Below are 21653 nucleotides of genomic sequence, written 5' to 3'. Positions count from 1 at the left end.
TGCCGGCTCGGTGGTGACCTGCTCGGCCACCTGGATCCGGAGGGGTTCGGCCGGCTCAGCCGGCGGGGTGTCCTCCCGCGCGGGGGCGGGAGCGAGGACGAGTTTCACCAGGGCCATGAAGGCGAGGGCCGGAACAGCGGAGAGGAGCCACCCGGACGGTCCGGGCTTGGCGACCGCGAGCTGTGCGGCGAGGGAGAGGCCGGCGGCGGCGATGAGCAGGAACAGCGGGTAGCCGATCGGTGCGCCGGCTCGGCGGCGACGGCGAATGGTGAGCAGGGAGGCGATGGGGACGAGTTCGGAGATGACGGCGTTGGCCCAGCCGAACCATTCCCCGGTGCCGGTGGGGGAGTTGGCGAGGGTCCAGTCCTTGACGTGGGTGAAGGAGGCGGCACCGGCGAAGCCGGCGACGGTGAGCAGGATGAGGACCAGGACGACACCCTCGACGCGGGTGCCCCGGTTGGTCTGGGTGCTGGCAGGCATCATTGGCCTCCCAGGCAGTCGAGGCAGCAGCCGTAGCGGCGGGGGATGTAGTAGGGCTTCACGACGCCGCAGTGCCGGCAGGTGCGCCGTGCGCGTAGGGCTTTGGCGATGGCCTCCCGCTGGGCGGGGGTGGCCGTGCGTTTGGGTGCGGCGAGGTCGAGGCGGTAGAGGTAGGCGACGCGCTTGCCGCGACGCCAGAGGATCTGCGCGACCGCGTCATGTCCTCCGGGTCGGAGGCCGGCGGCATGCAGTTGCCGGCGGGTGGCCAGGCCGTCGGGGGCCATCCGGAACGGGTAGGTGGGGAACTCTTCGGCGATGTCAGCCGGGTAGGTGATGGTCATGATTGGCCTCCCCAGCGCTGCTGGGCGGCCTGCCGGGAGATGCCGAGCCGGGCACCGATTTCGGCCCAGGAGTAGCCGAAGGCGCGGAGGCCGATGACGGCTTCGCCGATGGCGTCGTCGATGACGGCGGAGAGGGCGACGAGGTCGCGGAGGGCTTCGACGTCTCCGGTGGCGACGCGGCGGCCGTGGGCGCGGATGATGCGCCGAGCGAACGCGGCGAACTCGTCGTTCTCGACGACCTCCCGCCGGCGCCCCTGGCGTGGGACGGACGTCAAGGTGTGCTTGACGGTGTTCATCGGTTCTCGCCTCCCTGCATGTGGAGGCGGTCCCACTCGTCAGCGGCGCTCTCAAGCGCAGTGACGACCTGCTCGGCGGTGCGGCCGGGGTCGTCGTTCCACGAGTAGGGCGAGGTGTGCTCGTCGATGACGAAGCCGTCTTCGTCGACGAGGAACAGCGGGTAGAAGTCGTCGAGGTAGTCGACGAACGCGGCGAGGGCGGCGAGATAGTCGGCGAGAGTGTCGCCGTCGAGCTGGGAGAAGTGCTCGACCCGGTAGCCGGCGCAGGCGATGCCGATGGCCCCGGCGGCACAGGCCGGCGGGGTGAGGGTGTCTGTGGTGGTGGCGTAGTAGGTGCCCTGGTGCCAGCCGTGCCGGCGCAGGTAGAGGGCAGCCATCCGGAGCAGGTCAGCAGGGGTGACCGGCGCGGTGGTGGGCGGTTTCTGGGTAGCCTTCATGGCAGCCACGTCCTTTCGGTAGGGCTGTTGGTTGGTGGTCGGCAGGACCAGCGGTTGCTGGCAGGCGTTGACTGGTCCTGTCGGCCGTTTCAGGTGGTGCGCAGCCGCAGGTAGCGGCGGTGGCGGGTGTCGTCGCCGCCCATGGGCTGGGGCGGGCCGACGTAGACGAGTCGGCCGCTGGCGGAGGCGACCTGGACCATGGCGGCGATCTCCGCCGGTTGGGCGATGATCCAGATTTCGGCGTACTGCGCGGCCCGCTGCTGGTTGGCGCGGGCGTAGGTGCGCTCCCGGGTGGTCATGCCGCCATCCCCAGGTCGAGCCGGGTCAGGTCGGGAACCTGGGCCGGTAACGGTCGGGGCCGGCGGATCCAGGCGGCGTAGTCGGCGATGCCGGCGATCTGGCTGTCGGACAGGTAGGCGACCTTGATGCGGCGAGGGGTGCCGCCTTCGGCGATGAGGTAGGCCGCGCCCTGGTTGGTGGGCTGGATGTCGGTGGCGGTGTAGCCCTGCTCGGCCCAGCCGTGGCCGAGGACGATGTTCGAGCTGTTGGGTGTGGTGCAGCGGAAGGCGGCGCGGTAGCCGAACAGGTCCCGCAGGCTGGTGGGGATGATGTCGAAGGACGGCCGCTGCGTCGCGGCGACCACGGGGATGCCGGCGGCACGACCCCGGGCGACCAAATCGCGCAGGAGTGCCACGAACTCTTCCTGCTCCTGCTTGCTGCCGACCGTCGCGCTGTAGAAGGCGATCTCGTCGACCAGGACGGTGATGACGGACAGGCCGTCGGCGGCGGTGAGCTTGCGGCGCCCGTGGGCGCGCAGCCAGGCGTAGCGGTTGTTCATCACCAGTTGCAGCCGCTTGAGGACGTCGAGGGCGGCGGTGATGTCGGGGCCGATGAACGCGTCGGCGCAGTCCTCCCACTGCCCGAGTTCGACGAGCTTGCCGTCGAGCAGCACGAGCCGGGAGTCGACGGAGAGGGCGGCGTGGGCGGCGATGGTGTTGAGCAGGCCGGACTTGCCTCCGCCGGGTTCGCCGCCGGCGAGGAGGTTGCGGTAGGCGAGGGTGATGTAGACGGGGTGACCGAACTCGTCGATGCCGACGAAGATGGGGTCGAACATCGACAGGCCAGGCCCCACCGGAATGCCGGCGGTCGGGGCGGTAGCGATGGTCATGAGGTGCCCTCCTTGGGCTTGGTGGGCGCGGAGAGCCACACGAACGAGCCCGCAGGGCTCTCCGCGACCGAGGTGGGTTGAGGTCAGATCCAGTCGGAGATGTCGTCCTCAGGTGCCGAGGACGAAGCCGCGGGCTTGCTGCCGTTGGCGGTGGCCGGCGGCTTCTTCTGCGCCGGCAGGGTGATGGTCGGGACGTCGACGTCGGGCAGGTCCAGAGCCGTCGGCACGGCCGGCGTAGGCCGGTCGGTGGCCGGGGTGGCGGGGTCGATGACGTCGACGAGCGGGGAGCCGACCTGAGCGGTGAGGACCTCGCGGCGCTTGATGTCGAAGCGCAGGTAGGCGGCGTTGCCGTCGGAGGCCCGTTCGATCAGGGCGGCGGAGGCGTGGCAGGCGACCGCGATGCGGTCGAGACGGCCTTCCAGGTCGGCCAATGAGAGGCCGGGGCGTAGGTAGACCCAGACCCGCTCACCGACGGGGGTGGGCTTGGCCCACAGGATGATCGGCAGGCTGCCGGACTGGTTGGCGATGATGAACTGCGCGAAGCACACGCGCAGCCGGTGTCGCACGATCAGGCACCAGGTCCAGGCCACCAGGGCGCGGCGGGAGGCCGGCAGGGCGGCCGGGACGCCGACGACCAGGGCGACCACGACGAGGGTCACCGGACCCGGGGTGTGGTTGGCGAGCTGGACCCAGCCAGCACCGAGGAGGGTGGTGATCCCGATTTCCGGGGTCCACCACCACAGCACCCGCAGGACCGGCCAGATGCGGACCAACACCCAGGCGACCCCACCGAGAGGGACGGCGATGGCCGCGCCCGTGAACAGGGCGAGGATGGGGTGCATGTAGGAAGCGGCCACCACGGCCGAGAGCAGGCCGACGATGACCGCCGTGAGGATGAACGCCAGCCGGGCGTTGCGTGCGGAGGAACGGTGGACCTTGGCCTCGATGACCGTCACCGTTCCGGTGTTCCGCCCGAAGGGGCGGCGAGGGCTAGACTTGGACACGACGAGTCCTCCCTTGCACGAGGGTGGATGAGTTGGAGGGCACGGGGTCGGCAGATGTAGGAGTCGGACCGACCCCGCGCCAGCTCTTGCGGGGATGCCACCACCACAGGTGGTGACCGGGCCGGGAGCGTAGGAGTCGGAACCACTCCCGGACCGTTTGCTTGTCAGGTCAGCGGACCATCAGGCCGCTTCGCGGAGGACACCGCAGGCTTCACACAGCACGCTGCGCGAAAGACTACTTGGCCGCCGAACCAGCCTTCGGCTTCAGCGAGATCGCACGGAACGCGACGCCGTTGCGCCCGTTGGTCGCCCACGGAATAGCCTCCAACTGCTCGACCTCGATGAGCTGCCCCACCATCACACCCGGCTTCTCACCCGCCGTGGTGATGGTGATGACCTCACCGCCCGTCTCGTCGAGAACGAAGACCTGGGTCGACCACATGAGCCGGCCAGTGTTCTTCTCCGACCGCTGGTTGCCGTTCTGGTCGTTCTTCGGCTCCGGGTCCTTCGACACCGTCACCTGCTTCGCCTTGGTGTCCACGTACAGCTTCACGAGATACCTCCGAAGGTCTTGAGCGCGTCCCCTATGGACGACTGCTCTGCAACCGACGCTACGGCGGCTTCGGGTACCGAACCCGGAATAACTTTCCGGGGTCATCGTCGGCGGTCCATGGCAAGCTAGACGTATGCGCGGAATTGGCCAGTCGTTGACCATCGGAGAACGAATTGCCTGGTACAGGCGACGGCGAGGGATGTCCCAGGAAGTGCTTGCAGGGCTAGTCGGCCGCACCGTCGACTGGCTAAGCAAGGTGGAGAACGGGCGGATCGACCTCGATCGACTCTCGGTAATCCGCGCTGTTGCGGACCAGTTGGACGTGACTCTTGGCGACCTGCTGGGCGAGCCCTCTGTGCTCGATTGGTCGCGAGAAGGCGGCGCCCGAACAGTGCCAGCGCTCCGTGAGACTCTGCTGAACTACCGGCAGTTGTCCCCGTTCCTTGCGACGGAGGCAGACGAAGAAGTGCCGGATCTTGCCCAGCTCCGAGGGCACGTCGGGCAGGTGTGGGACGCCTACCAGGAGTCCCGCTATGGCTTCGTCGCTTCTCGGCTCCCGATGCTCGTAAGGTCCGCGCAAGCGGCCACCGCACTGCACGATGGTGGGGCGCAAGTCGACGCGTTTCGCCTACTTGCGCTGAGCTACCAGGCTGCGGCGGTGCTCTTGCCGAAGCTAGGGGAATCTGACCTTGCCTGGATTGCAGCCGAGCGCGGGTTTAATGCGGCACAGCGCAGCGGCGACACTGTGCTCATCGGGTCCCTCTTCCGGTCGCTTACGCACACGCTTTTGTGCACCGGTCGATACAAGGAAGCAAAGCAGCTCACGCAGGACGCAGCGGCATTCCTGCAGTCGGGCCTAGGTAACGCTAGCCCTGCATACCTGTCCATATATGGCACGCTGTTTCTTGCCGGTTCGATCGCGGCAGCACGCGATGATGACCGGGCAACCGCAAACGCGTTCCTGGCGGAAGCCGAGACGGCAGTACAGCGGCTCGGCCGGGACGAAAACCACCTCTGGACTGCGTTCGGACCAACCAACGTCGCCATCCACCGAGCGACGGCCGCCCTAGACCTCGGAGACGTTCAAGTCGCCATCGACCTCGGTGCCCGCTTGGACGCATCAGGGATGCCCAAAGAGCGCCAGGTACGGCACGCGATTGAGACGGCCCGAGCCCTGAGCGCGTGGAACCGCACCGATGAGGCCATGACGACGCTGCTAGACGCCGAACAAATCGCGCCCGAGCAGGTGCGTCACCACGCGATCAGCCGGCAGCTCGTGCAGGCATGGATGCGCAGAGGCCGCCGCAAGCCAAGCGTCACCCTCGCCAGACTTGCTCGTCGAGTGCATGTTGCCGACTGATCTCGTAGAGTCCGTCCGGTGAGCGGAGCGGCGGACTTTCCAGCAGTGGCAACCCCGCGCGTCGCCGCCGGCGTCTTGTTCGTCGACGAGCACGACCGTGTGATGCTCGTGAAGCCCAGCTATAAGCCCTACTGGGACATCCCGGGAGGCTACGTAGAGCCGGGCGAAAGCCCCAGGGCGGCGTGCCAGCGCGAAATCCTTGAGGAGCTCGGGATCACGGTTCCCGTCGGCGGCATGTTGGCTGTCGATTGGGCGCCGCACCCCGCCGAGGGCGACAAGATGCTGTTCATCTTCGATGGCGGGATGCTTGCCGACGAGCAGCTCGCCGCCATTCAGTTCCAGGACCACGAGATCACTGAGTTCACCTTCGCCTCGCCGGACGACGTCGAACGCCTGACGATCCCCCGGTTAGCGCGGCGTCTGCATGCGGCGCTAGCGGCCGGCGCGCACCAGCGGCCGGTCTATCTGGAAGAGGGAAGCTTGCCGGCAGGAGATGCTGCATCGTGAGGGACGGTTCTCTCTGAACCCTGCTATGCCTTCGGCCTCCCCGTACCCTCAGGGTGGGCCGCCTCTGCCGAATCGCCGAGCTGCCAAGAAGCCGGCAGCGGTTAGATCTCCCCGTCATTGGCCATGGGTAGTGCTCTCCCTTGTAGCGGTGCTGTGTGCCGGGACCGTTGCTGTGCCGGTGTCGTGGGCTGTTTTGCGGCAGGCCGAGGCGGATCGCGGCGAGGCAACGCCGGACGCCGCGGTGACCGTGTACGTGCTCCAGATGAGCAGCGGAGAGGAAATCGGCCTATCGTGGGTGCTGGCCGCCCGGCGTCATGACGAGCTGCTGCGGCAGTGGCGTGAGTACCGCGGCGAGATGGAACGCGGCAACGTTCCGTCGAAGCTTGAGGTGGTCGGACCGGTCCACGTCGAGGACCAGGGCGACGACCGCGCGACCGTGACCGCCCAGGTCCACGGGATCTGGTGGTACGAACAGATCAACCTCAGCGGCACAGCTCACCCGTGGCGGTTCGAGACGCGGCGCGACGCCGGCGGCTGGCGGGTGTGGGCAGCCGACCTGCCACCGTGGTGCGGCGTGCACGTCCGGTCAGACACCTGCCGCTGAGAGCGCCTATCAGCCCTCGATCTAAATACGCCGCTCCTCGGCGATGGTCGTCCATGGCCGCTCCCCCCAATGACCGGCCGCCGGCATCCAACCCGGCTGAGTCATGTTCGCGTCAAGCTCGGCTAGGCGGAGCGAGGCAGCAACCACGAACTGCATACAGAACGCGTATTCGTCCGACGACGGCTCGTATCCCTCCGGAGCGCGATACTCCGTCCGCCCGTCCGCGAACCTCATGGCGACTGGAGTCAGGTTCTGGAAGCGCTGATAGGCGGCAAAGCTGATCCCGAGCGCAGTCAGTCGAACCGCCGGCCGCAGTTGATCGACGGCTCGCGTGAGCGCTTCGATCTGCTCGCCGAACCGCCGGCCATCGTGCCCACTGACGGCTCGCTGCCCGGCATGGATGAGTCGTGCAATCCTGTCGGCATTCAACGGATAGTCAATACGTGGACCGAACGCGAGGGGCGATGGGGTCGGGCGCTGCGGGCCGCGCCGTGGTTCATGCGGATCGAACAGCTCCTCAAACGCATTGAGAAGCGCGATCATCGCCGCGACGCGATCACCGCTCTCGCTGGCGACTTCGGCTTTCGTGACCAACTCGCGGACCGAGTCCTGAACGACCACATGGGCCATCGACACCGACTCGTAGTCGAGCCCGAAGACCAGCATGGTGTTCGTGGTCATGAAGGTTGCCGTGTCCCTGACGGCCATGCCGATGCTCTCCGCATCGGGACGAACCCCGTAGTGCTTGAGGTTGACTCGGGCCTTGTTCAACCGCTTCATGCCCTGCTCAACGGCGAGACTGACCCCGTCGGGCAGATGCGCGCCGAGCTTCTCCCAGTACTTGTCGAAGTTGGGCGAGGCGCTTGCTCCGAGATGGTCCGTGGCCAGGATCAGGAAGCTCTCGACCGCGTCTTGGAGCGTGAGGACGCACGCGGACGACAGGGGCTCCGGCAGGCGAGCCTGTTCGGTGCCAAGCGTGTGCAGATAGCGGATGAAGGCCAGCCGGCGGATCGTGTCGGGGCTAAGGGACATGTCAGCGACTCTCTCACCTCTCACCACCGCAGCCCAGAGCTAGCGACTCCGTAGGCGGCTCGACTCTTGCCGGACCGCCTCGGTGAGATTCCGCCAGGTCCCGGCCGAGGTCTTCATCATCCGGTCGACCATATGGCGTGCTGACACTTCGTCGGCGAAGTCGTATGACACCTCCTGCCCGCCGTCACCGCCGTGGCGGCCACGGACGCGCCAGAGCCGACCGTCGCAGAGCAACCAGATGTCGCGCCGTGCCATCCGACCCCATGACTGGTTCCACCAGCGACCGCGCACCTCCACGGATGCAGCCTAGTCGAACACACGTTCGACCAGCCGGCTGGCCGGCGACTTGTTCAAAGTTTCTGTACGTCTTCAAGGCGGCCCTTGACGGGCCGCACGCGCCGCCGCCTGGGCGCGCGCCGGCCGCTGCCGCTGTCGCTCTGCGGCCGTCACGCCTGACGCCCGGCGGCTGGCGCGGAAAGCGGGGAAGCCCGGAGGGCCGCCGCAGAACGACAGACCGTTGACCAGTGGGGTGGTGGGCCGGCAGCCGGCCGGGCCGCGCGGCCACGAGCCCGCGCGGCGTGAGGGAGCGCACGCCGGCCGCGTCGGCGAGCTGGCGGCGGTCGCGGGGTTGCGGCTACTGCGCCTCCGGCGGGGGCGCTCCGGCTCCAGGATGGCCGGGGCACCGTCGGCGAGTCGCGGTCCGTGGGTGGTTGCGGTAGGCCATCCCGCCCGCCATCGACCCGGGCAAGCCGAGCAGACCGCCGCCCGACCCGCCAGCGTCCGTACGAGCGTCAAGGTCCGCTTGACATGGCGGACCGAGCGGCGGCCCGCTCCCCAGGAGGGCGGGTCGACGGCAGACGGGATGGCGGGCGTCACCCCGGGAGGCCTTTCCGTCGGTGTCGTACCACCAGTGACCGTCCGTTGACAGCTGCTTCTCGGATGTATGACCATATGGGACTTGCGCACAAAGCACCCGCATGGCGCCCAGCGGATGCCAATGGCGCAGCGTCCCGGCGCCAAGAGCAGTGAGCACGTTCGGACGGGAGACCGAAGTGAATCCGGTGCAAGTACGGCACGTCCGGGACGCGCTTGAGCGTGACTTCTCCGCACTCATTGACATCCAGGATGTGGCAGGACGCCCTGAAGCGGAGGTCCGTCAGGCGCTGAGGACCCGAGCTCTAACCGCACTTGCATTGCAGGTCGAAACTGGCTGCTCCAAAGAGCAAGCAGCTGCGCGCGTGATTGACGGTCGAGACGACCAAGGCATCGACGCCGTAGCAGTCTCAACCCCCGGGACCGCTCCGAGGCTTTGGATTGTGCAGACCAAATGGCATGAGCGTGGAACGGCGGGGCTGAAACAAGACGAGGTGCTGAAGTTCCTTCGCGGCCTCAACAAGATACTCGACTGCGAGTATCACCTTTTCAATGCCAAGTTCCAAGCCTTTGCGAGAGACGTGGATGCCGTCCTAAGCAATGCGGCTGTCCGGATCACAATCGTCGTGGCGCTTCTTGGAGATACCGAGATTCACCCGGATGTCCGGAGCATCATTGACGATGAGGTAAACAAGCTCAACTTCGCCCAGCCCATGGTAGATGTACGGGTGCTCGGTCTGAAGCATTTCCACCGAGCAATTCTCGGTGATACGGCCGAACCTCAAATTAATATTGACGCACGCCTTGAGGGCTGGAATCTTCAAAAGGATCCATACGAGGCGTACTACGGCACCATCTCGGCGGTTGATGTAGCGGGGTGGTATGAAGAGCACGGCAGAGGACTGTTCGCCAAGAACATCCGTGACTCCCTAGACCTTACTGAAGTTAACACCAGTATCACCGAGACTCTTCTCAACAATCCCGATCACTTCTGGTACTTCAATAACGGCATCACCGTATTGTGTGACTCAGTCGGAAAGACGCCAAAGTACATTCCGACGCCTGGCGGGATCGGCGAGTTCTCCCTCGTGGGTGCAAGTGTTGTTAATGGTGCCCAAACGGTTGCCGCTATACATAGGGCTATGAAGCAAAAGCCCGAAACGGCAGCCAGGGGGCAGGTCATTGTCCGTCTGATCTCCCTTGAGAAGTGTCCTGAAGGTTTTGGCCTCGAAGTAACGCAAAAGACCAACACCCAGAACCAAGTGGAATCCCGTGACTTTGCTGCGCTAGACCGCGACCAAACTCGACTTCGCGAGGATTTCGCCATTTCTCTAGGTAAGACGTATGTCATAAAGCGCGGCGAGCGTGAACCGGACCCGGACCAAGGCTGCTCAATTGTGGAGGTTGCCGTTGCCTTGGCCTGCGCCCATCGAAATTCGGAGCTGGCTGCACGAGCCAAGCGGGACGAGGCCCTGCTGTGGGAGGGCTCGACCTACCGATCGATATTCGGCAAGCACCCAAACGCCTTTCGTGCATGGCGTGCAGTGCTACTCCTTAGAATGGTCCGAGCTGAACTCGAATCCAGCGCGCGGGACCTCGTCGGGCGGGCCGCGGCCGTGGCGACCTATGGAGACCTGCTAATCGCTCATATCGTCTTTCAAAACATCGACGTGTCGGCACTCGACGAGCCCTCAGCCGACTGGAACGTCCAGATGGGGCGGGTCCCAAGCTTGACGGCGAGTGCTCTTGAGCGAGTAATCGTGGCCATTGACGATGAGTTCGGGGCATCAAGCCAAGTTATCGCTACTTGCAGAAGCTCCGAGCGAAGCCAGATCGTTGCGCGACGAGTGCTTCGTGACATGCTCTCTGGCGAGAAGGCTCCCACGCTGCCAAGTGCATACCGGTCAACCTCTGACGGAAGGCGTCGGCTTAATGCCGTTGAGGTCCTGGTCGACAGTCGCTACATCCCAGATGGCACGATCCTGGAGTTCCGGCCTCGAACCAAGCCAGAAAGGGCGGCCTTGGCAAGCTGGTTGGCTGCTGACCCGAAGAGGGGCCAGGCGTCATGGCAGAACAACCGTGCCTCAGCCTTGATCTGGGCAGCTGACGGAAAACGGTATTCGCCGACTGGGCTCGTCATGGCGATGCTGGAAATGGCCACCGGTACTCGACCCAAGGCCGTTCAGGGAACCAGTCGTTGGTACTGGCCCGGTAATGGGTCCCTGGTCGAGTTGGCTGAGAAGGCGCGAAACGAGGATGTGCCAGACGAGTGACAAGCTAGCCGCGCGACTTCCAAGCGGTAGCTGCTAGAGCACGAGTGAGGCCATTGGTAGCGAGCGAACATACTGTTCGGCAAAGAGCCAGTCGGGGTGCCCATCCGACTGAACGGGAAGATGAAGGACGGACTTCCGCATTCTGTCTGTGAACCACTTCCGGCCATAATTGAACCGGTATTTTTCGGCCCGGATCACCGTGCACAGAAAGAATGAAGCCGCCTTCGACAGTTGTTCCTTCGGCACGAGCACGACGATATCGTCCGATGCCACGAAGGGCTCAGGCTGGACGAATGCTTCTCCAACGCTGCCGTTGCAGGAGACAGTTATTAGGCCGCCTGGAAAGGCAGGCGGCAGATCAACGTGCTGGCTGACGCCGTTGTTGAGCGCACTGGCCCTAACGTACGGGGTCTTGCCTGGCCTCAAGTCTCTGCGAAGGAACCTGCGTCCCCTCTCAAGATTGAACAGCTGCTCAAAGGTGAAGGGTCGCCAATCATCCGTACGAAGGTCGGGGGTTGAATAGGTGGCAGAGGCCGAGGCGGAAATCTGGGGGACGTGAGCCTGCCATACCCATCTCGGAATCTCGTCGGGAAGCTCAAGGGTCGCTAGAGTTCTGTTCGCCTGCCGCCCGAAGTTGTATCTGTACCTGTTTTCCTTAATGCAAAGCGCCCACCAAAGCTTCTCTTGCGGTTCCATTGGTCTAAGAGGCAAGAGGTAGCTCATGTCGCGACCGCAGTAGAACGGGTTGACCTGCAAGCTGGTTTCGAGCGGATAGTTGCGGCCACCAAGAGAAACAGAGATGGCCCCGGCCGGCGCCGGGTCCAGGCCCGGTATGGCCTTCACCCAGGCTGATACCCCATTGTTTCGCGCTGTTCGCGAAACGAATGCAACGGCATCTGGCCCCGGGCTCACCTTTTCTAGCCGATTCAGCTCAAGTGAATGGCCATACCTGACATCGAAAAGATCCTGAACACGTGGCATTTAGACCTCGCCGCCGCTCGGCTGAATTCCCGGCAGGTCGTCGTTGTTTTCGGAGGCGTCGTTCTGGTGCATTAGCTGATAGAGTGCAAATTTGCGCAGCTCTCGGTTGAAGTCCTCGGCCGTGAGTCCGCTGTAGTCCGTCTCCATATAAGCCTCTGCGCACCACTCGTCTTCAGGGCCGACGAACTTAAGGACACTACGACCCGGACGGACAGCTCTGCCGTGGAACTCTTCTAGCCACTGGTCGCGAATTGCCGGCCACTCGTTCCGAAGGTCAATGCGCCCTCGATCCTTGGTCTTCACGAACCCATCATGTTTCCAATAGCCGAACCATGTGGGTTGAGGCGCGTGCTGGTGGGCTTGGTGAGCCCGAAAGACCATCATGCAAGGAACGGTGCCGACCGGCGCGAACAGGTCATTCGGGAGGGACATCACGGCAACGAGTGTGTGATTCGCTAGTAGCCGGCGTCTGGTCGGATGGGGAGTGATCGCGCAGGACATTGGAACGACCGCGACCGCGAGGCCCCCTGGCCGAAGGCAAGCCAGGAGGGTCTCCACGAAATCGAGCTCATGGAGTCCCTCGCCCTTCTGAGAATAGGGAGGGTTGATCAGGCCAATGTTGGGCCGGGAGAATCGGCCAGGAACGCCTTCCTCAAGCTGCGCTAGAATTTCCGGTTCAAAGCAGCTTCCCTGATATAGGTTAGCTTTGCCGTCCCCGCGAAGTAGCATGTTGGACACAGCGAGCGCGAACATGTGGGGCTGCTGCTCGACGCCAACCAGTTGATGCTCGCGGATTCGGCGCCGTGCGTCATCGTCATGGCCCGCTTTGGCGTCCATCTCAGTCATGGCCGCAATGAGGAAGCCCCCGGTTCCCGCACAAGTGTCAACCACCGTGTCATGGGGGCCAACGTTGGCAATCTTGGCGAACAACTCTGTCAGGTGTTTGGGGGTAAGGACGATCCCCAGACCTCTCTTGTCGCCGCCTGTGTAGCGCAGGAACTCGCCGTAGAACTGTCCGATAACGTCCACGTCATGATATGCATCAAGGAATGGTCGGACATGCTCGTCTAGGTCAGCAATCAGGCGCAGCAGTGGCGTTTCGCCGTTCGCGCCAACCTTGCTCAATTCGGGGTGAGTTCGAATGAAGGAATAGGGCGCAAGCATGATCTCACGCTTGGCCTCCGGTATATCGGAGTCACGTGCGGTCCGCCCAATTGCCGAGAATAGTTCGCGCGCAAGGTCACGCGGTTTGTAGTCTGACCAGTTCCTTTTGAAGACCTCGTCGCGAAGGGCGATCAGGATGCCGGATACGACCAGTGGCTTCTCGGACTCCGACAGTTTTGCGTAGTCGCGCATATAGTTATGGAGGACTCGACTGAAGGCCATTAGCTCTGCATGGGTCCGAGCCCGTACAGCGGGGTCGTACGTTAGTAGCCGGCGGTATTCATCGATAGGAAGTAGGCGATCAATGGGCCCGACTGGTGACGGGAGTGGTTCAGCAGTGGAAGCCCCTTTGAGTTGCCGAAACGTTGAGACTTTCAGGTGCCGATGGTCGGTTCCACTCACTGCAATGGCCACGACGTCAAAGCTCGACGCTAAGTGGGCAGCATAATGCAAGACACCATCAACCGCATACTCGACAGGACAGTCGCCGGATGGCGACGAGTGTCGTGCCGTATCGGCCTTGCACTCGACAACTATCACCAGCTTGGGAGCGTCCTCCGGCAAGGTGACGATGAATTCCGGCTTTCCGATGCCGGAGCCCTTTTTGCTAGCAGCGGCCAGCGCCCGCCGAATTAGAGGGGAAGAGCTGCCTTGCTCTTCTACCTTCTGCCGCGCAGAACCATGGAGCTTCAGGTGCTCGCGGACGATGTCTTCGGTAGTGCGTTCGTTGACCACTAGGTCGATGTCCTCCACTGTTTGCCACGAGGTCATCCGTGGCAAGGCCTCCAGGGCGCGGCCCGTGGGAGGAAGGGTATACACCTCCACCGACCTTGCCCAGGTAGCCCCACTGAGCCGAGATCCATGCCGCCCCGTCACTGGCCGCATGGCACCGCCTCACGGCAGGACGAGCAGAAGGGGCGATGGGTGGCGTGAACGGTTCCTGGCACCGCGGAGCCCAAGCCAGCAGAAACCAGCAGCAAGGCAGTAGGCGGCGCGTGGCGTGAAGCGGGTGGCTGGAAGGCATGAGATAGCCGCTGTGCGTGAGCGCAGACGACAGCCCAAGCCGGCAGGCACTTGTGACCGCTACCAGGCCCCCGCTCGCAGAGGCTTGGTCCCGTAGGCGGTTCCGGCATGACGGCTGCCGACAGCAACGCTGACAGCAACGCCGCCGGACGGCGGCACGCTGGCGAGCGCAGGGACGGACAGAGATTCGAGCGTGCAGCCGTTCCGGGACCTGTGCGGACGCGGTGCACAGAGCTTGTAAACGAGATGTCGCGGGTCGAGCCGAGAGCCGTCAGGGGCAGGGCGACGCGGATGCGACTCAGGGCCGCCAACTAAGATCCGGTAGCCACACCGGGAGGGGTCAGATGGAGACGTGGCGAGTCCTGGCGGGTGCCGCCCTGTGCCTGGCTATGAGCCTCGTCGGTGTCGGCCTGGCTACCAACTTTCGCGGCATCACGGAGTGGCACGTACGGCGGTCGATGTCCACCGCGAGCGGGAGTCGGCGAGTTCCGCACGAGGAGCGCATAGCGCGCTTCATCCTGCTCGAACGGGTGATGGGCGTAGCTTTCGCTGTGGTCGGCCTTATGGCCCTGGTTGATCTCGTCTACAACATCTTGGCCGGTTGGCCGATGCGGATGGTGAAGTAGGCAAACGTGAACGCGTACGGACATGACGCACAGGGCTTGTAGACGAGGCGTCAGGCAGCGAGGCAGCAAGAAGGCAGCGCGAGCCTTGATGCGGGTCGGACCTTAACGTCAAACGACGGCGTCCGGCACCTGCTCTTCGACGCGGGCCGACACCGCCTGGCAGCAGCCGACAGCTTGAAACCGCATCCCCCCGACGGGGGTCCACATCCGAATGCACAGACCGGGCCAGCGGCAACCTGACATCAGCGGTTGACATCAACGGTGGCGGCCGAGGTCGGACGAGTGTGGACGGGTACCGCCCTGGAGCCGGGGCCCATGGACGTCAGCGGACGCTGTGACCTTTGCCGAAACCGCCTTGTAAGCGAGATGTCGCCGGTTCGATCCCGGCCGGGGGCTCCAATCTCATCGGGCATCTCCTCGACCTCGGGCCGCTCGGCGTCGGCCGCGAGCGGCGTCTACGCGGCCGCCAAGTTCGGCGTCAACGCCTTCGCGGAGGCGCCGCGGCAGGAGGTCACCGCGGAGGGGGTGCGTGTCGTCGTCATCGAGCCCGGATTCGTCGCGACCGAGCTGACCAGTCACCTCACCGACCCGGCCATCGGGCCGCCGCGCGGGACCTGGCGGATTTCATGCGGACACTGCGGGCCGAGGACGTCGCCGGCGCGGTCCGGTACGCGCTCACCCAGCCGGAACACGTCGCCGTCAACGAGATCCTGATCCGGCCGACCGACCAGACCCGCTGAGCCGGCCCCCGGGGCGGGGACGTTTCGGTGATCGTTCCCGCCCACGGTCCCGTCGCTGTTAGCGTGCGGCAGTGTCCGCAGGTCCCGAGGAGGCTCAGCCACGAGGCCCCACTCGCCTGGCCGACATCGGCCGGCTGGCGGCGTTCAGCGACGGTGTCTTCGCCATCGTCATCACCCTGCTGGTGCTGGACCTGCGGGTGCCCGAATACCACCAGGGCGAGCTGCTCGCGGCGCTGCTCAGGGAGGGCCCGTCCTACCTGGCGTTCGCGGTGTCGTTCGTCTACATCGGCGTGCTCTGGCTCAACCACCACGCACTGCTGCGGCTGGTCCGCGGCACCACCCTCGCGCTCAACTGGATCAACATCGCCATCCTCTTCGGCGTGGTGATCATCCCGTTTCCGACCGCGGTTCTCGCGTCGGCGCTCGTCGACGGTGACACCGACGACCTGCGGGTGGCTGTCGTCATGTACGCCCTCGCGGCGGCGCTGATGTCGGCGCCCTGGTTGGTGTTCTTCGCCTACCTGCGCCGCCATCCGACGCTGCGCGCCGGCCACATCGACCAGGACCACGTCCACGCGCAGGAGGCCCGACCGATCACCGGCCTCCTCCTCTACGGACTGGCCGGCCTGCTCGGCTGGATCGTGAACCCGCTGCTCGGACTGCTCGGCATCATTGTGATGATCATCTATCACGGTCTGACCAGCGAAGGTCTCCGCACCGGGCCGTTCCAGCGGTTCCGGACCGGCCGGCGAGGCTGAGACGCGCCGGCCGTCCGCGGCCCTACGGGGTCGAGGCCCGGCGATCGGTCCAGTCGGTGACGAGCTTGCGTTCGGCGAAGAACCACCGGCCGTCCTGCCGGGCGAAGGTGTCGTGATACCGGATCGACATGACCATGAGGGTGCGCTGTCCCTCCTCGGTCCAGAGGTGGTGCGCCAGGCAGTAGGTCTCTCCGGTGGCGCGGTCCCCGTCGATGGTCAGCGTGCGCTGGCCGTTGAAGTGGGTCGTCCGGTCGTAGTTCCGGAGCGCGCCGAACGTGGCGGTCAGTTCGTCCCGACCGTTCAGGACCTGCGTCGGCTCGGTGGTGTCGGGCTCGCCGTCGTAGACGGCGACGCGCGCGTCGGCGGTGAAGAGCGCGGCCTGTCCGCGGGCGTCGCGTCGGTCCGCGAGGCGGGCGTAGGCGTCGACCAGTTCGCCGAGGGCGGCCCGATCGGTGAGCTGGTCAGGGGAGTGGTGGGGATTGCCCATGGTGGTTCCTCGTGCTCGGCGGGATCGTGATCCCGTTCCGGGTTGGCACCGACGATACTGGTCCGGGCCGGTCCGAACCGGCCAACACCGATTACCTGGCACGGCGGCAGCCGCAGCCTGTGGACTGCCGGGTCACGGGCACTCAGCCGGTGGCGGTGAGGTCCATCCTGGCGGCCAGTTCGGTCACCACGTCCGTCACGCGGCGCAGCGCGGGCGAGGGATTGTCGGCCAGCCAGATCATCTCGGTGGTGGCGAATTCTCCGGCCAACGGCACGAACACCACCCCGGTGCGGCGCAGGTTGTGCGCCGACCAGCCGAGCCGGGTGATCCCGACACCGGCCGCGACCAGGCCGAGCAGCCCCTGGACGCTCGCGTCCCGGGCGACGATGTGGGGGGTGAACCCGGCGGCGCGGAAGGTCGCGTCGAACGCCTGGTGCCAGGGTTCCCAGGAGCTGCGCGGAGTCATGACCCACCGTTCGTCCGCCAGCTCGGACAGGGCCAGCTCGGCGCGGCCGGCGTGCGGATGCCCCTCGGGCAGGACGACGCACACCTGTTCGGTGGCGATGGTCCGTGCAGCCAGGCCGGGAACCTGTGGCGGTCGGGTGAACGCGAGGTCGTACCGGCCGCTGAGCACGCCGTCGACCAGCGGGGCGATGGCGGTCTCCTCGGTGGTCACCTCCAGGCCGGGGAAGCGTTCCCGGGTGGCCCGGACCACCGGCGGCAGCAGGTGGTTCGCGGTGGTGGCCAGGAACGCCAGGTGGAGCCGGCCCGTCTCGCCGCGGGCGGCCCGCCGGACCACGGCGACGGCCTCGTCCGCGCGGTCCAGCACGGCGCGCGCCTCGGGCAGGAACAGTGCACCGGTGTCGGTGAGTCTGGTGCCCCGGCTGTCCCGGTGGAACAGTTTCGCGCCGAGGATCCGTTCCAGCGCGTTGATCTGCTGGGAGAGCGACTGTTGCGTGATCATCAGGCGGCTGGCCGCCCGGGTGAAGCTCGACTCCTCGGCAACGGCGACGAAGTACCGGAGCTGCCGAAGATCGGGGGTCACAGGCCGAGACTACCGCCGTGGCAGGTAACCGGTGTTGGCCGCGCCAGACCGCCCGCCAGCAGCATTGTTCCTGTTCACGACGACACGTCACGGGAGCGGGAAGATGCAGGACAACACGCAGGACCGGGTCTGGTTGATCACCGGGTGTTCCTCCGGCTTCGGCCGGGAACTGGCACTGGCGGCGGTGGCCGCCGGCGACCGGGTGATGGCCACGGCCCGCCGGCCGGAGACCCTGGCCGACCTGGCGCAGCGGGACGGGATCACCACGACCGCGCTGGACGTCACCGATCCGGCCTCGATCGACGCCGCGGTACAGGCCACGCTCGCGGTCCACGGCCGGATCGACGTACTGGTCAACAACGCCGGTTCGTTGGTCCTCGGCGCGGTGGAGGAGGTCGCCATGGCGGAGCTGCGCCAGCAGATGGAGGTGGTCTTCTTCGGCGCGGCCGCGGTCACCAAGGCGGTCGTACCGCTGATGCGCGAGCAGGGCAGCGGAACCATCGTGCAGATGAGTTCGCTGGGCGGGCAGAAGACGTACCCGGGGTTCGGGGCGTACCACGCCGCCAAGTGGGCCCTCGAAGGGCTGTCCGAGACGTTGGCGACCGAGCTGGCGCCGCTGGGCGTACGGGTCCTCATCGTGGAACCGGGCGCGTTCCGTACCGAGTTCAACAACAACAAGTACGTCACCGAGCAGACGGCGGCGTACCAGGACACGGCCGGGGCGACCCGCCGGCTCACCCACGAGTTGTCGGGCGCGGAGCCGAACGACCCGGCGAAGGGCGCGGCGGCGATCCTGACCGTGCTGGCCAGTGACCGCCCGCCGCTGCGGCTCCTGCTCGGTGATGACGCGGTGGACGGGCTGCGCGAGCACCACGAGGGGCTGCTGGCCGAGCTTGCGGCATGGGAGGAGACCAGCCGGTCGACGGCGGTCGCCTGACCGGCGGGGCGGAGGTGCGCGCACCTCCGCCCCGGCCGGTCGCCGGTCAGCCCCAGTTCTGCGGGGCCGGCTGCCGGGTGGCGGCGTTGATCCGGTTGAAGAAGTTGGTGGTGGCGATCCAGAGCACCAGCGCCGCCAGTTCCGCCTCCCCGAAGTGCCGGGCCGCCTCGTCCCACACCGGGTCCGGCACCGCGTCGGCCCGGTCGGCGAGCCGGGTGGCGTGCTCGGCCAGGGCGAGCGCGGCCCGCTCGGCGTCGGTGAAGTACGGCGTCTCCCGCCAGACGGCCACCGCGAAGAGCCGCTCCTCGGTTTCGCCGTTCTTCCGGGCGTTGCGTGCCCCGGAGTCCACGCAGGCGCTGCACCCGTTGATCTGGCTGGCCCGCAGGTGGACCAGCTCCAGCGTGGTGGCCGGCACGCCGGCCGAGTGCGCGGCCTTGTAGAGCAGGTTGACCGCCTTCACGGTGTCGGGGAGGAGAGCCGCCGGGTTCTGGATGCGAGCCTCGAGAGACATTTTTCATCCGTCCTGTCCTGTTAGGCTGGCCGGCGTTCGCCGCGCGGCCGCTGTCGTCGTCCGTCATCCGGTTGTCGAGGCCCGGGCCCGCGGCGTGACAGATGTGACCGCGGTCACCCGCGGCCGTGGGGGATGGCGAGGCCGTGAGCGACACTGACCTGTTGGTCCGCAGCTTCGAGGAGCAGCGCCCGCGCCTGCGCGCGGTGGCCCACCGCATGCTCGGTTCGGCCGCCGAGGCCGACGACGCCGTGCAGGACACCTGGCTCCGGCTGAGCCGCGCCGACGCCGACGCCATCGACAACCTGCCCGGATGGCTGACCACCACGGTCGGCCGGGTCTGCCTGGACCGGCTGCGCTCGGCCAGCGCCCAGCACGAGGAGGCCGCCGACGAGGCGGCGGAGGCGGCCGGCGGGCGGGACCCGGAGCAGGAGGCGCTGCTCGCCGAGTCGGTCGGCCGGGCGCTGGAGGTCGTGCTGACCACCCTCGGCCCCACCGAGCGGCTCGTGTTCGTGCTGCACGACATGTTCGCCGTCTCCTTCGAGGAGATCGCGCCGGTGGTGGACCGCACCATCCCTGCCGTGCGGCAGATCGCCAGCCGGGCCCGCCGCCGGGTGCAGGCCCGCTCGGCCGACCCGGTCGTCGACCCCGCCCGCCAGCGCCGGGTGGTCGAGGCGTTCCTGACCGCGTCCCGGGAAGGTCGCTTCGACGACCTGGTCACCCTCCTCGACCCGTACGTGGTGATGCGCGGCGACGCCACCGCGGTGCGGATGGGGGGCCCTGCGGAGTCGCGTGGCTCCTCGGCGGTGGCCGCCTTCTTCAACGGGCGGGCCCAGGCCGCCGTCCCCGCGTTCGTGGACGGGCTGCCCGGCGCCGTGATCGTCGTGGACGGCCGGGTCCGCCTCGCGGTCACCTTCACGGTCACCGACCGGATCATCGGCATCGAGTCGGTGGCCGACCCCGACCAGCTCCGGGCACTCGACCTGGTGGTCGGATGAGCCGGGCCGTCGAGGAGTCGAACCGGGCGATGCTGCGCGCCCGGGACGCCATGGACCGGGCGTACGCGGAGCCCCTCGACGTGCCGGCGCTGGCCCGGATCGCGCACGTCTCGGCGGCGCACTTCATCCGCACCTTCCGGGCCACGTTCGGCGAGACCCCGCACCGCTACCTGCAGCGGCGGCGCGTCGAGCGGGCCATGTACCTGCTGGTGCAGACCGACCACCCGGTGACCGAGATCTGCCACCTGGTCGGCTTCGGCAGCCTCGGCACGTTCAGCCGGACGTTCCACGGCATCGTCGGTGAGTCGCCGTCGACCTACCGGCGACGCCGGGCGGCGGCGGTGGCCGTGCCGAGTTGCTTCACCAAGGCGTGGATGCGGCCGAGCGGGGCGGCCGGGTAATCCGTCATTTTTGGATAAGCAGCAGGTCAGCGGGCTGCTCTAGCGTTTCGGGCATGACGATGACCTCGATTTCCCGCTCCCAGATCTACGTCCTCGACCAGGACGAGGCACTCGACTTCTACGTCGGCAAGCTCGGCCTCGAGGTGAACACCGACCAGGACCTCGGCTTCATGCGGTGGCTCACGGTCAACGTGCCGGGCGACCCGGAGCACGAGATCCTGCTGGAGAAGCCCGGTCCGCCGGCCCTCGACCCGGCCACCGCCGAGCGGGTCCGGGAGCTGCTGACCAAGGGCGCGATGAGCGGCTGGCTCTGCCTGACCACCGACGACGCGCGCAAGGCGCACGAGGACCTGGTGGCCAAGGGCGTGGACATCACCGACGAGCCGACCGAGCGGCCGTACGGGATCGACTTCGGGATCCGCGACCCGTTCGGCAACCGGATCCGCATCGGGCAGATGCACCCCCGCGCCTGACCGGCGGGGCCCCGGGGTCGGGAGTTGCCGGCTAGTCTCGCCTCTCCCGACCCCGGAGGTGACCCGAGTGCCCAGCCGACTGCTCTACCTGGTGCGGCACGCCGAGCAGGACCGGGCGGAGGAGGAGGCGGACACCGGCCTGTCGGCGCGTGGGCGACGGCAGGCCACGCTGCTGGGCGAGCGTCTGCGCGGCACCGACTTCGCCGCCGTCCACCACGGTCCCTCCCGCCGCGCCGCGGAGACCGCCGCGCTGGTCGCCGCCGCACTGCCGGGTGTCCCGGTGTACGAGGACGACCGCGCCGGGGACCACATGCCGCACGACACCGATCCGGCCGGCCTGCCCGAGCGGTACGCGGCTTTCCTGGCGGAGTTCACCGAGCGGGAACGGCTCGACGGACCGCGCGTGACGGCGGAGGCCGTTTCCCGCTTCGCGACCGCGCCCGCCGAGGGCGACGTCCGTGAGTTGATCGTCACCCACAACTTCCTGGTCGCCTGGCTGGTCCGGCACGCCCTGGAGGCCCCAGAGCGCCGGTGGATCGGCCTGAACCACCAGAACGCCGGCCTGACCGTCATCCGCTACACGC

General features: G+C 66.8%; 25 protein-coding genes and 1 pseudogene. 12 read left to right on the top strand and 14 right to left on the bottom strand.

The window, feature by feature from the left end; translation table 11 throughout:
• The 8 genes from F8274_RS20020 to F8274_RS19985 form a co-directional block, all read right to left on the bottom strand.
• Positions 1 to 480: hypothetical protein (locus tag F8274_RS20020; protein ID WP_151463899.1), on the bottom strand; the 480-nt coding region annotated here is incomplete at its 3' end.
• A complete protein-coding gene (locus tag F8274_RS20015) occupies positions 480 to 821 on the bottom strand; it encodes an RRQRL motif-containing zinc-binding protein (protein ID WP_192579900.1) in 342 nt (113 codons plus the stop codon). The genes F8274_RS20015 and F8274_RS20020, both read right to left, overlap by 1 nt.
• Entirely contained in the window at positions 818 to 1117 is a 300-nt protein-coding gene (locus tag F8274_RS20010; RefSeq protein WP_151463898.1) for a hypothetical protein, read from the bottom strand. The genes F8274_RS20015 and F8274_RS20010 overlap by 4 nt, the downstream gene beginning before the upstream one ends.
• Positions 1114 to 1554, bottom strand: coding sequence for a hypothetical protein (locus F8274_RS20005; RefSeq protein ID WP_151463897.1), 441 nt, complete (start codon positions 1552 to 1554; stop codon positions 1114 to 1116). Before F8274_RS20005 ends, F8274_RS20010 begins: the two co-directional genes overlap by 4 nt.
• An 89-nt stretch (positions 1555 to 1643) precedes the next feature.
• The gene (locus tag F8274_RS20000; protein ID WP_151463896.1) at positions 1644 to 1853 is read right to left on the bottom strand and encodes a hypothetical protein; all 210 of its coding nucleotides are present in this window, start codon (positions 1851 to 1853) and stop codon (positions 1644 to 1646) included.
• Positions 1850 to 2722 carry an FtsK/SpoIIIE domain-containing protein gene (locus F8274_RS19995; protein WP_151463895.1) on the bottom strand — a complete coding sequence of 291 codons (873 nt, stop codon included), beginning with the start codon at positions 2720 to 2722 and terminating at the stop codon, positions 1850 to 1852. Before F8274_RS19995 ends, F8274_RS20000 begins: the two co-directional genes overlap by 4 nt.
• Before the next feature lie 83 nt (positions 2723 to 2805).
• Entirely contained in the window at positions 2806 to 3678 is an 873-nt protein-coding gene (locus F8274_RS19990) for a hypothetical protein (RefSeq protein ID WP_151463894.1), read from the bottom strand.
• A gap of 283 nt (positions 3679 to 3961) precedes the next feature.
• Positions 3962 to 4279 carry a hypothetical protein gene (locus F8274_RS19985; RefSeq protein WP_091192384.1) on the bottom strand — a complete coding sequence of 106 codons (318 nt, stop codon included), beginning with the start codon at positions 4277 to 4279 and terminating at the stop codon, positions 3962 to 3964.
• Between the two features lie 133 nt (positions 4280 to 4412).
• Between F8274_RS19985 and F8274_RS19980 the strand changes: the two genes are divergently transcribed.
• The 3 genes from F8274_RS19980 (at position 4413) to F8274_RS19970 (ending at position 6750) form a co-directional block, all read left to right on the top strand.
• Positions 4413 to 5639 (top strand): helix-turn-helix transcriptional regulator, encoded by a 1227-nt coding sequence (locus F8274_RS19980; protein ID WP_192579899.1) that lies wholly within the window; start codon positions 4413 to 4415, stop codon positions 5637 to 5639.
• An 18-nt stretch (positions 5640 to 5657) separates the two neighbouring features.
• Positions 5658 to 6146 (top strand): NUDIX hydrolase, encoded by a 489-nt coding sequence (locus F8274_RS19975; RefSeq protein ID WP_151463893.1) that lies wholly within the window; start codon positions 5658 to 5660, stop codon positions 6144 to 6146.
• A 172-nt stretch (positions 6147 to 6318) separates the two neighbouring features.
• Positions 6319 to 6750, top strand: a complete 432-nt coding sequence (locus F8274_RS19970; protein ID WP_151463892.1) for a hypothetical protein — start codon at positions 6319 to 6321, stop codon at positions 6748 to 6750.
• A gap of 21 nt (positions 6751 to 6771) precedes the next feature.
• Here the strand turns inward: F8274_RS19970 and F8274_RS19965 are convergent, their stop codons facing one another.
• On the bottom strand, positions 6772 to 7782 hold the full coding sequence (locus F8274_RS19965; RefSeq protein ID WP_151463891.1) for a hypothetical protein: 1011 nt from the start codon (positions 7780 to 7782) through the stop codon (positions 6772 to 6774).
• Between the two features lie 1238 nt (positions 7783 to 9020).
• On the opposite strand from F8274_RS19965, the gene F8274_RS19960 reads away from it, so the two are divergent.
• A complete protein-coding gene (locus tag F8274_RS19960) occupies positions 9021 to 10928 on the top strand; it encodes an AIPR family protein (protein WP_192579898.1) in 1908 nt (635 codons plus the stop codon).
• Positions 10929 to 10961: 33 nt separating this feature from the next.
• On the opposite strand, the gene F8274_RS19955 is transcribed toward F8274_RS19960, so the two are convergent.
• The gene (locus tag F8274_RS19955; RefSeq protein ID WP_192579897.1) at positions 10962 to 11771 is read right to left on the bottom strand and encodes a restriction endonuclease subunit S; all 810 of its coding nucleotides are present in this window, start codon (positions 11769 to 11771) and stop codon (positions 10962 to 10964) included.
• 138 nt (positions 11772 to 11909) lie between these two features.
• Positions 11910 to 13826 carry a class I SAM-dependent DNA methyltransferase gene (locus tag F8274_RS19950; protein ID WP_192579896.1) on the bottom strand — a complete coding sequence of 639 codons (1917 nt, stop codon included), beginning with the start codon at positions 13824 to 13826 and terminating at the stop codon, positions 11910 to 11912.
• A 614-nt stretch (positions 13827 to 14440) separates the two neighbouring features.
• On the opposite strand from F8274_RS19950, the gene F8274_RS19945 reads away from it, so the two are divergent.
• The 3 genes and pseudogenes from F8274_RS19945 (at position 14441) to F8274_RS19935 (ending at position 16220) form a co-directional block, all read left to right on the top strand.
• Complete coding sequence (locus F8274_RS19945; RefSeq protein WP_192579895.1) at positions 14441 to 14722, top strand: hypothetical protein; 282 nt, start codon at positions 14441 to 14443, stop codon at positions 14720 to 14722.
• A 315-nt stretch (positions 14723 to 15037) separates the two neighbouring features.
• Positions 15038 to 15298: pseudogene (locus tag F8274_RS32670) on the top strand (SDR family NAD(P)-dependent oxidoreductase); the annotation flags it as partial.
• A 235-nt stretch (positions 15299 to 15533) separates the two neighbouring features.
• Entirely contained in the window at positions 15534 to 16220 is a 687-nt protein-coding gene (locus F8274_RS19935; RefSeq protein WP_151463887.1) for a TMEM175 family protein, read from the top strand.
• Between the two features lie 22 nt (positions 16221 to 16242).
• On the opposite strand, the gene F8274_RS19930 is transcribed toward F8274_RS19935, so the two are convergent.
• Positions 16243 to 16707 (bottom strand): nuclear transport factor 2 family protein, encoded by a 465-nt coding sequence (locus tag F8274_RS19930; RefSeq protein WP_151463886.1) that lies wholly within the window; start codon positions 16705 to 16707, stop codon positions 16243 to 16245.
• Between the two features lie 142 nt (positions 16708 to 16849).
• Positions 16850 to 17752: a LysR family transcriptional regulator gene (locus tag F8274_RS19925; RefSeq protein WP_151463885.1), complete on the bottom strand. Its 903-nt coding sequence runs from the start codon at positions 17750 to 17752 to the stop codon at positions 16850 to 16852.
• A gap of 103 nt (positions 17753 to 17855) precedes the next feature.
• Here F8274_RS19925 and F8274_RS19920 point away from each other — a divergent pair, with 103 nt between their 5' ends.
• Entirely contained in the window at positions 17856 to 18689 is an 834-nt protein-coding gene (locus F8274_RS19920) for an oxidoreductase (RefSeq protein ID WP_151463884.1), read from the top strand.
• A 46-nt stretch (positions 18690 to 18735) separates the two neighbouring features.
• Here the strand turns inward: F8274_RS19920 and F8274_RS19915 are convergent, their stop codons facing one another.
• Positions 18736 to 19200 (bottom strand): carboxymuconolactone decarboxylase family protein, encoded by a 465-nt coding sequence (locus F8274_RS19915; RefSeq protein WP_151463883.1) that lies wholly within the window; start codon positions 19198 to 19200, stop codon positions 18736 to 18738.
• Positions 19201 to 19343: 143 nt separating this feature from the next.
• Here F8274_RS19915 and F8274_RS19910 point away from each other — a divergent pair, with 143 nt between their 5' ends.
• The 4 genes from F8274_RS19910 to F8274_RS19895 form a co-directional block, all read left to right on the top strand.
• Positions 19344 to 20195, top strand: a complete 852-nt coding sequence (locus tag F8274_RS19910; protein ID WP_225853876.1) for a sigma-70 family RNA polymerase sigma factor — start codon at positions 19344 to 19346, stop codon at positions 20193 to 20195.
• Positions 20192 to 20596, top strand: coding sequence for a helix-turn-helix domain-containing protein (locus F8274_RS19905; RefSeq protein ID WP_151463882.1), 405 nt, complete (start codon positions 20192 to 20194; stop codon positions 20594 to 20596). The genes F8274_RS19910 and F8274_RS19905 overlap by 4 nt, the downstream gene beginning before the upstream one ends.
• Before the next feature lie 53 nt (positions 20597 to 20649).
• A complete protein-coding gene (locus F8274_RS19900) occupies positions 20650 to 21069 on the top strand; it encodes a VOC family protein (RefSeq protein ID WP_151463881.1) in 420 nt (139 codons plus the stop codon).
• Positions 21070 to 21136: 67 nt separating this feature from the next.
• Positions 21137 to 21653 (top strand): histidine phosphatase family protein (locus F8274_RS19895; protein WP_151463880.1); only part of this gene is annotated, 517 nt, incomplete at its 3' end.

It is taken from the genome of Micromonospora sp. AMSO31t (assembly GCF_008868175.1).
Lineage (GTDB): Bacteria > Actinomycetota > Actinomycetes > Mycobacteriales > Micromonosporaceae > Micromonospora.
Note: the sequence above shows the minus strand (reverse complement) of the source record. Positions and strands in the feature narration are given on the sequence as shown.

Coding starts and splice junctions, on each gene's coding strand:
- F8274_RS19900 (WP_151463881.1), top strand. CDS start 20,650: ATGACGATGACCTCGATTTCCCGCTCCCAGATCTACGTCCTCGACCAG.
- F8274_RS19980 (WP_192579899.1), top strand. CDS start 4,413: ATGCGCGGAATTGGCCAGTCGTTGACCATCGGAGAACGAATTGCCTGG.
- F8274_RS19920 (WP_151463884.1), top strand. CDS start 17,856: ATGCAGGACAACACGCAGGACCGGGTCTGGTTGATCACCGGGTGTTCC.
- F8274_RS19965 (WP_151463891.1), bottom strand. CDS start 7,782: ATGTCCCTTAGCCCCGACACGATCCGCCGGCTGGCCTTCATCCGCTAT.
- F8274_RS20005 (WP_151463897.1), bottom strand. CDS start 1,554: ATGAAGGCTACCCAGAAACCGCCCACCACCGCGCCGGTCACCCCTGCT.
- F8274_RS20010 (WP_151463898.1), bottom strand. CDS start 1,117: ATGAACACCGTCAAGCACACCTTGACGTCCGTCCCACGCCAGGGGCGC.
- F8274_RS19915 (WP_151463883.1), bottom strand. CDS start 19,200: ATGTCTCTCGAGGCTCGCATCCAGAACCCGGCGGCTCTCCTCCCCGAC.
- F8274_RS19995 (WP_151463895.1), bottom strand. CDS start 2,722: ATGACCATCGCTACCGCCCCGACCGCCGGCATTCCGGTGGGGCCTGGC.
- F8274_RS19945 (WP_192579895.1), top strand. CDS start 14,441: ATGGAGACGTGGCGAGTCCTGGCGGGTGCCGCCCTGTGCCTGGCTATG.
- F8274_RS20000 (WP_151463896.1), bottom strand. CDS start 1,853: ATGACCACCCGGGAGCGCACCTACGCCCGCGCCAACCAGCAGCGGGCC.
- F8274_RS20015 (WP_192579900.1), bottom strand. CDS start 821: ATGACCATCACCTACCCGGCTGACATCGCCGAAGAGTTCCCCACCTAC.
- F8274_RS19930 (WP_151463886.1), bottom strand. CDS start 16,707: ATGGGCAATCCCCACCACTCCCCTGACCAGCTCACCGATCGGGCCGCC.
- F8274_RS19905 (WP_151463882.1), top strand. CDS start 20,192: ATGAGCCGGGCCGTCGAGGAGTCGAACCGGGCGATGCTGCGCGCCCGG.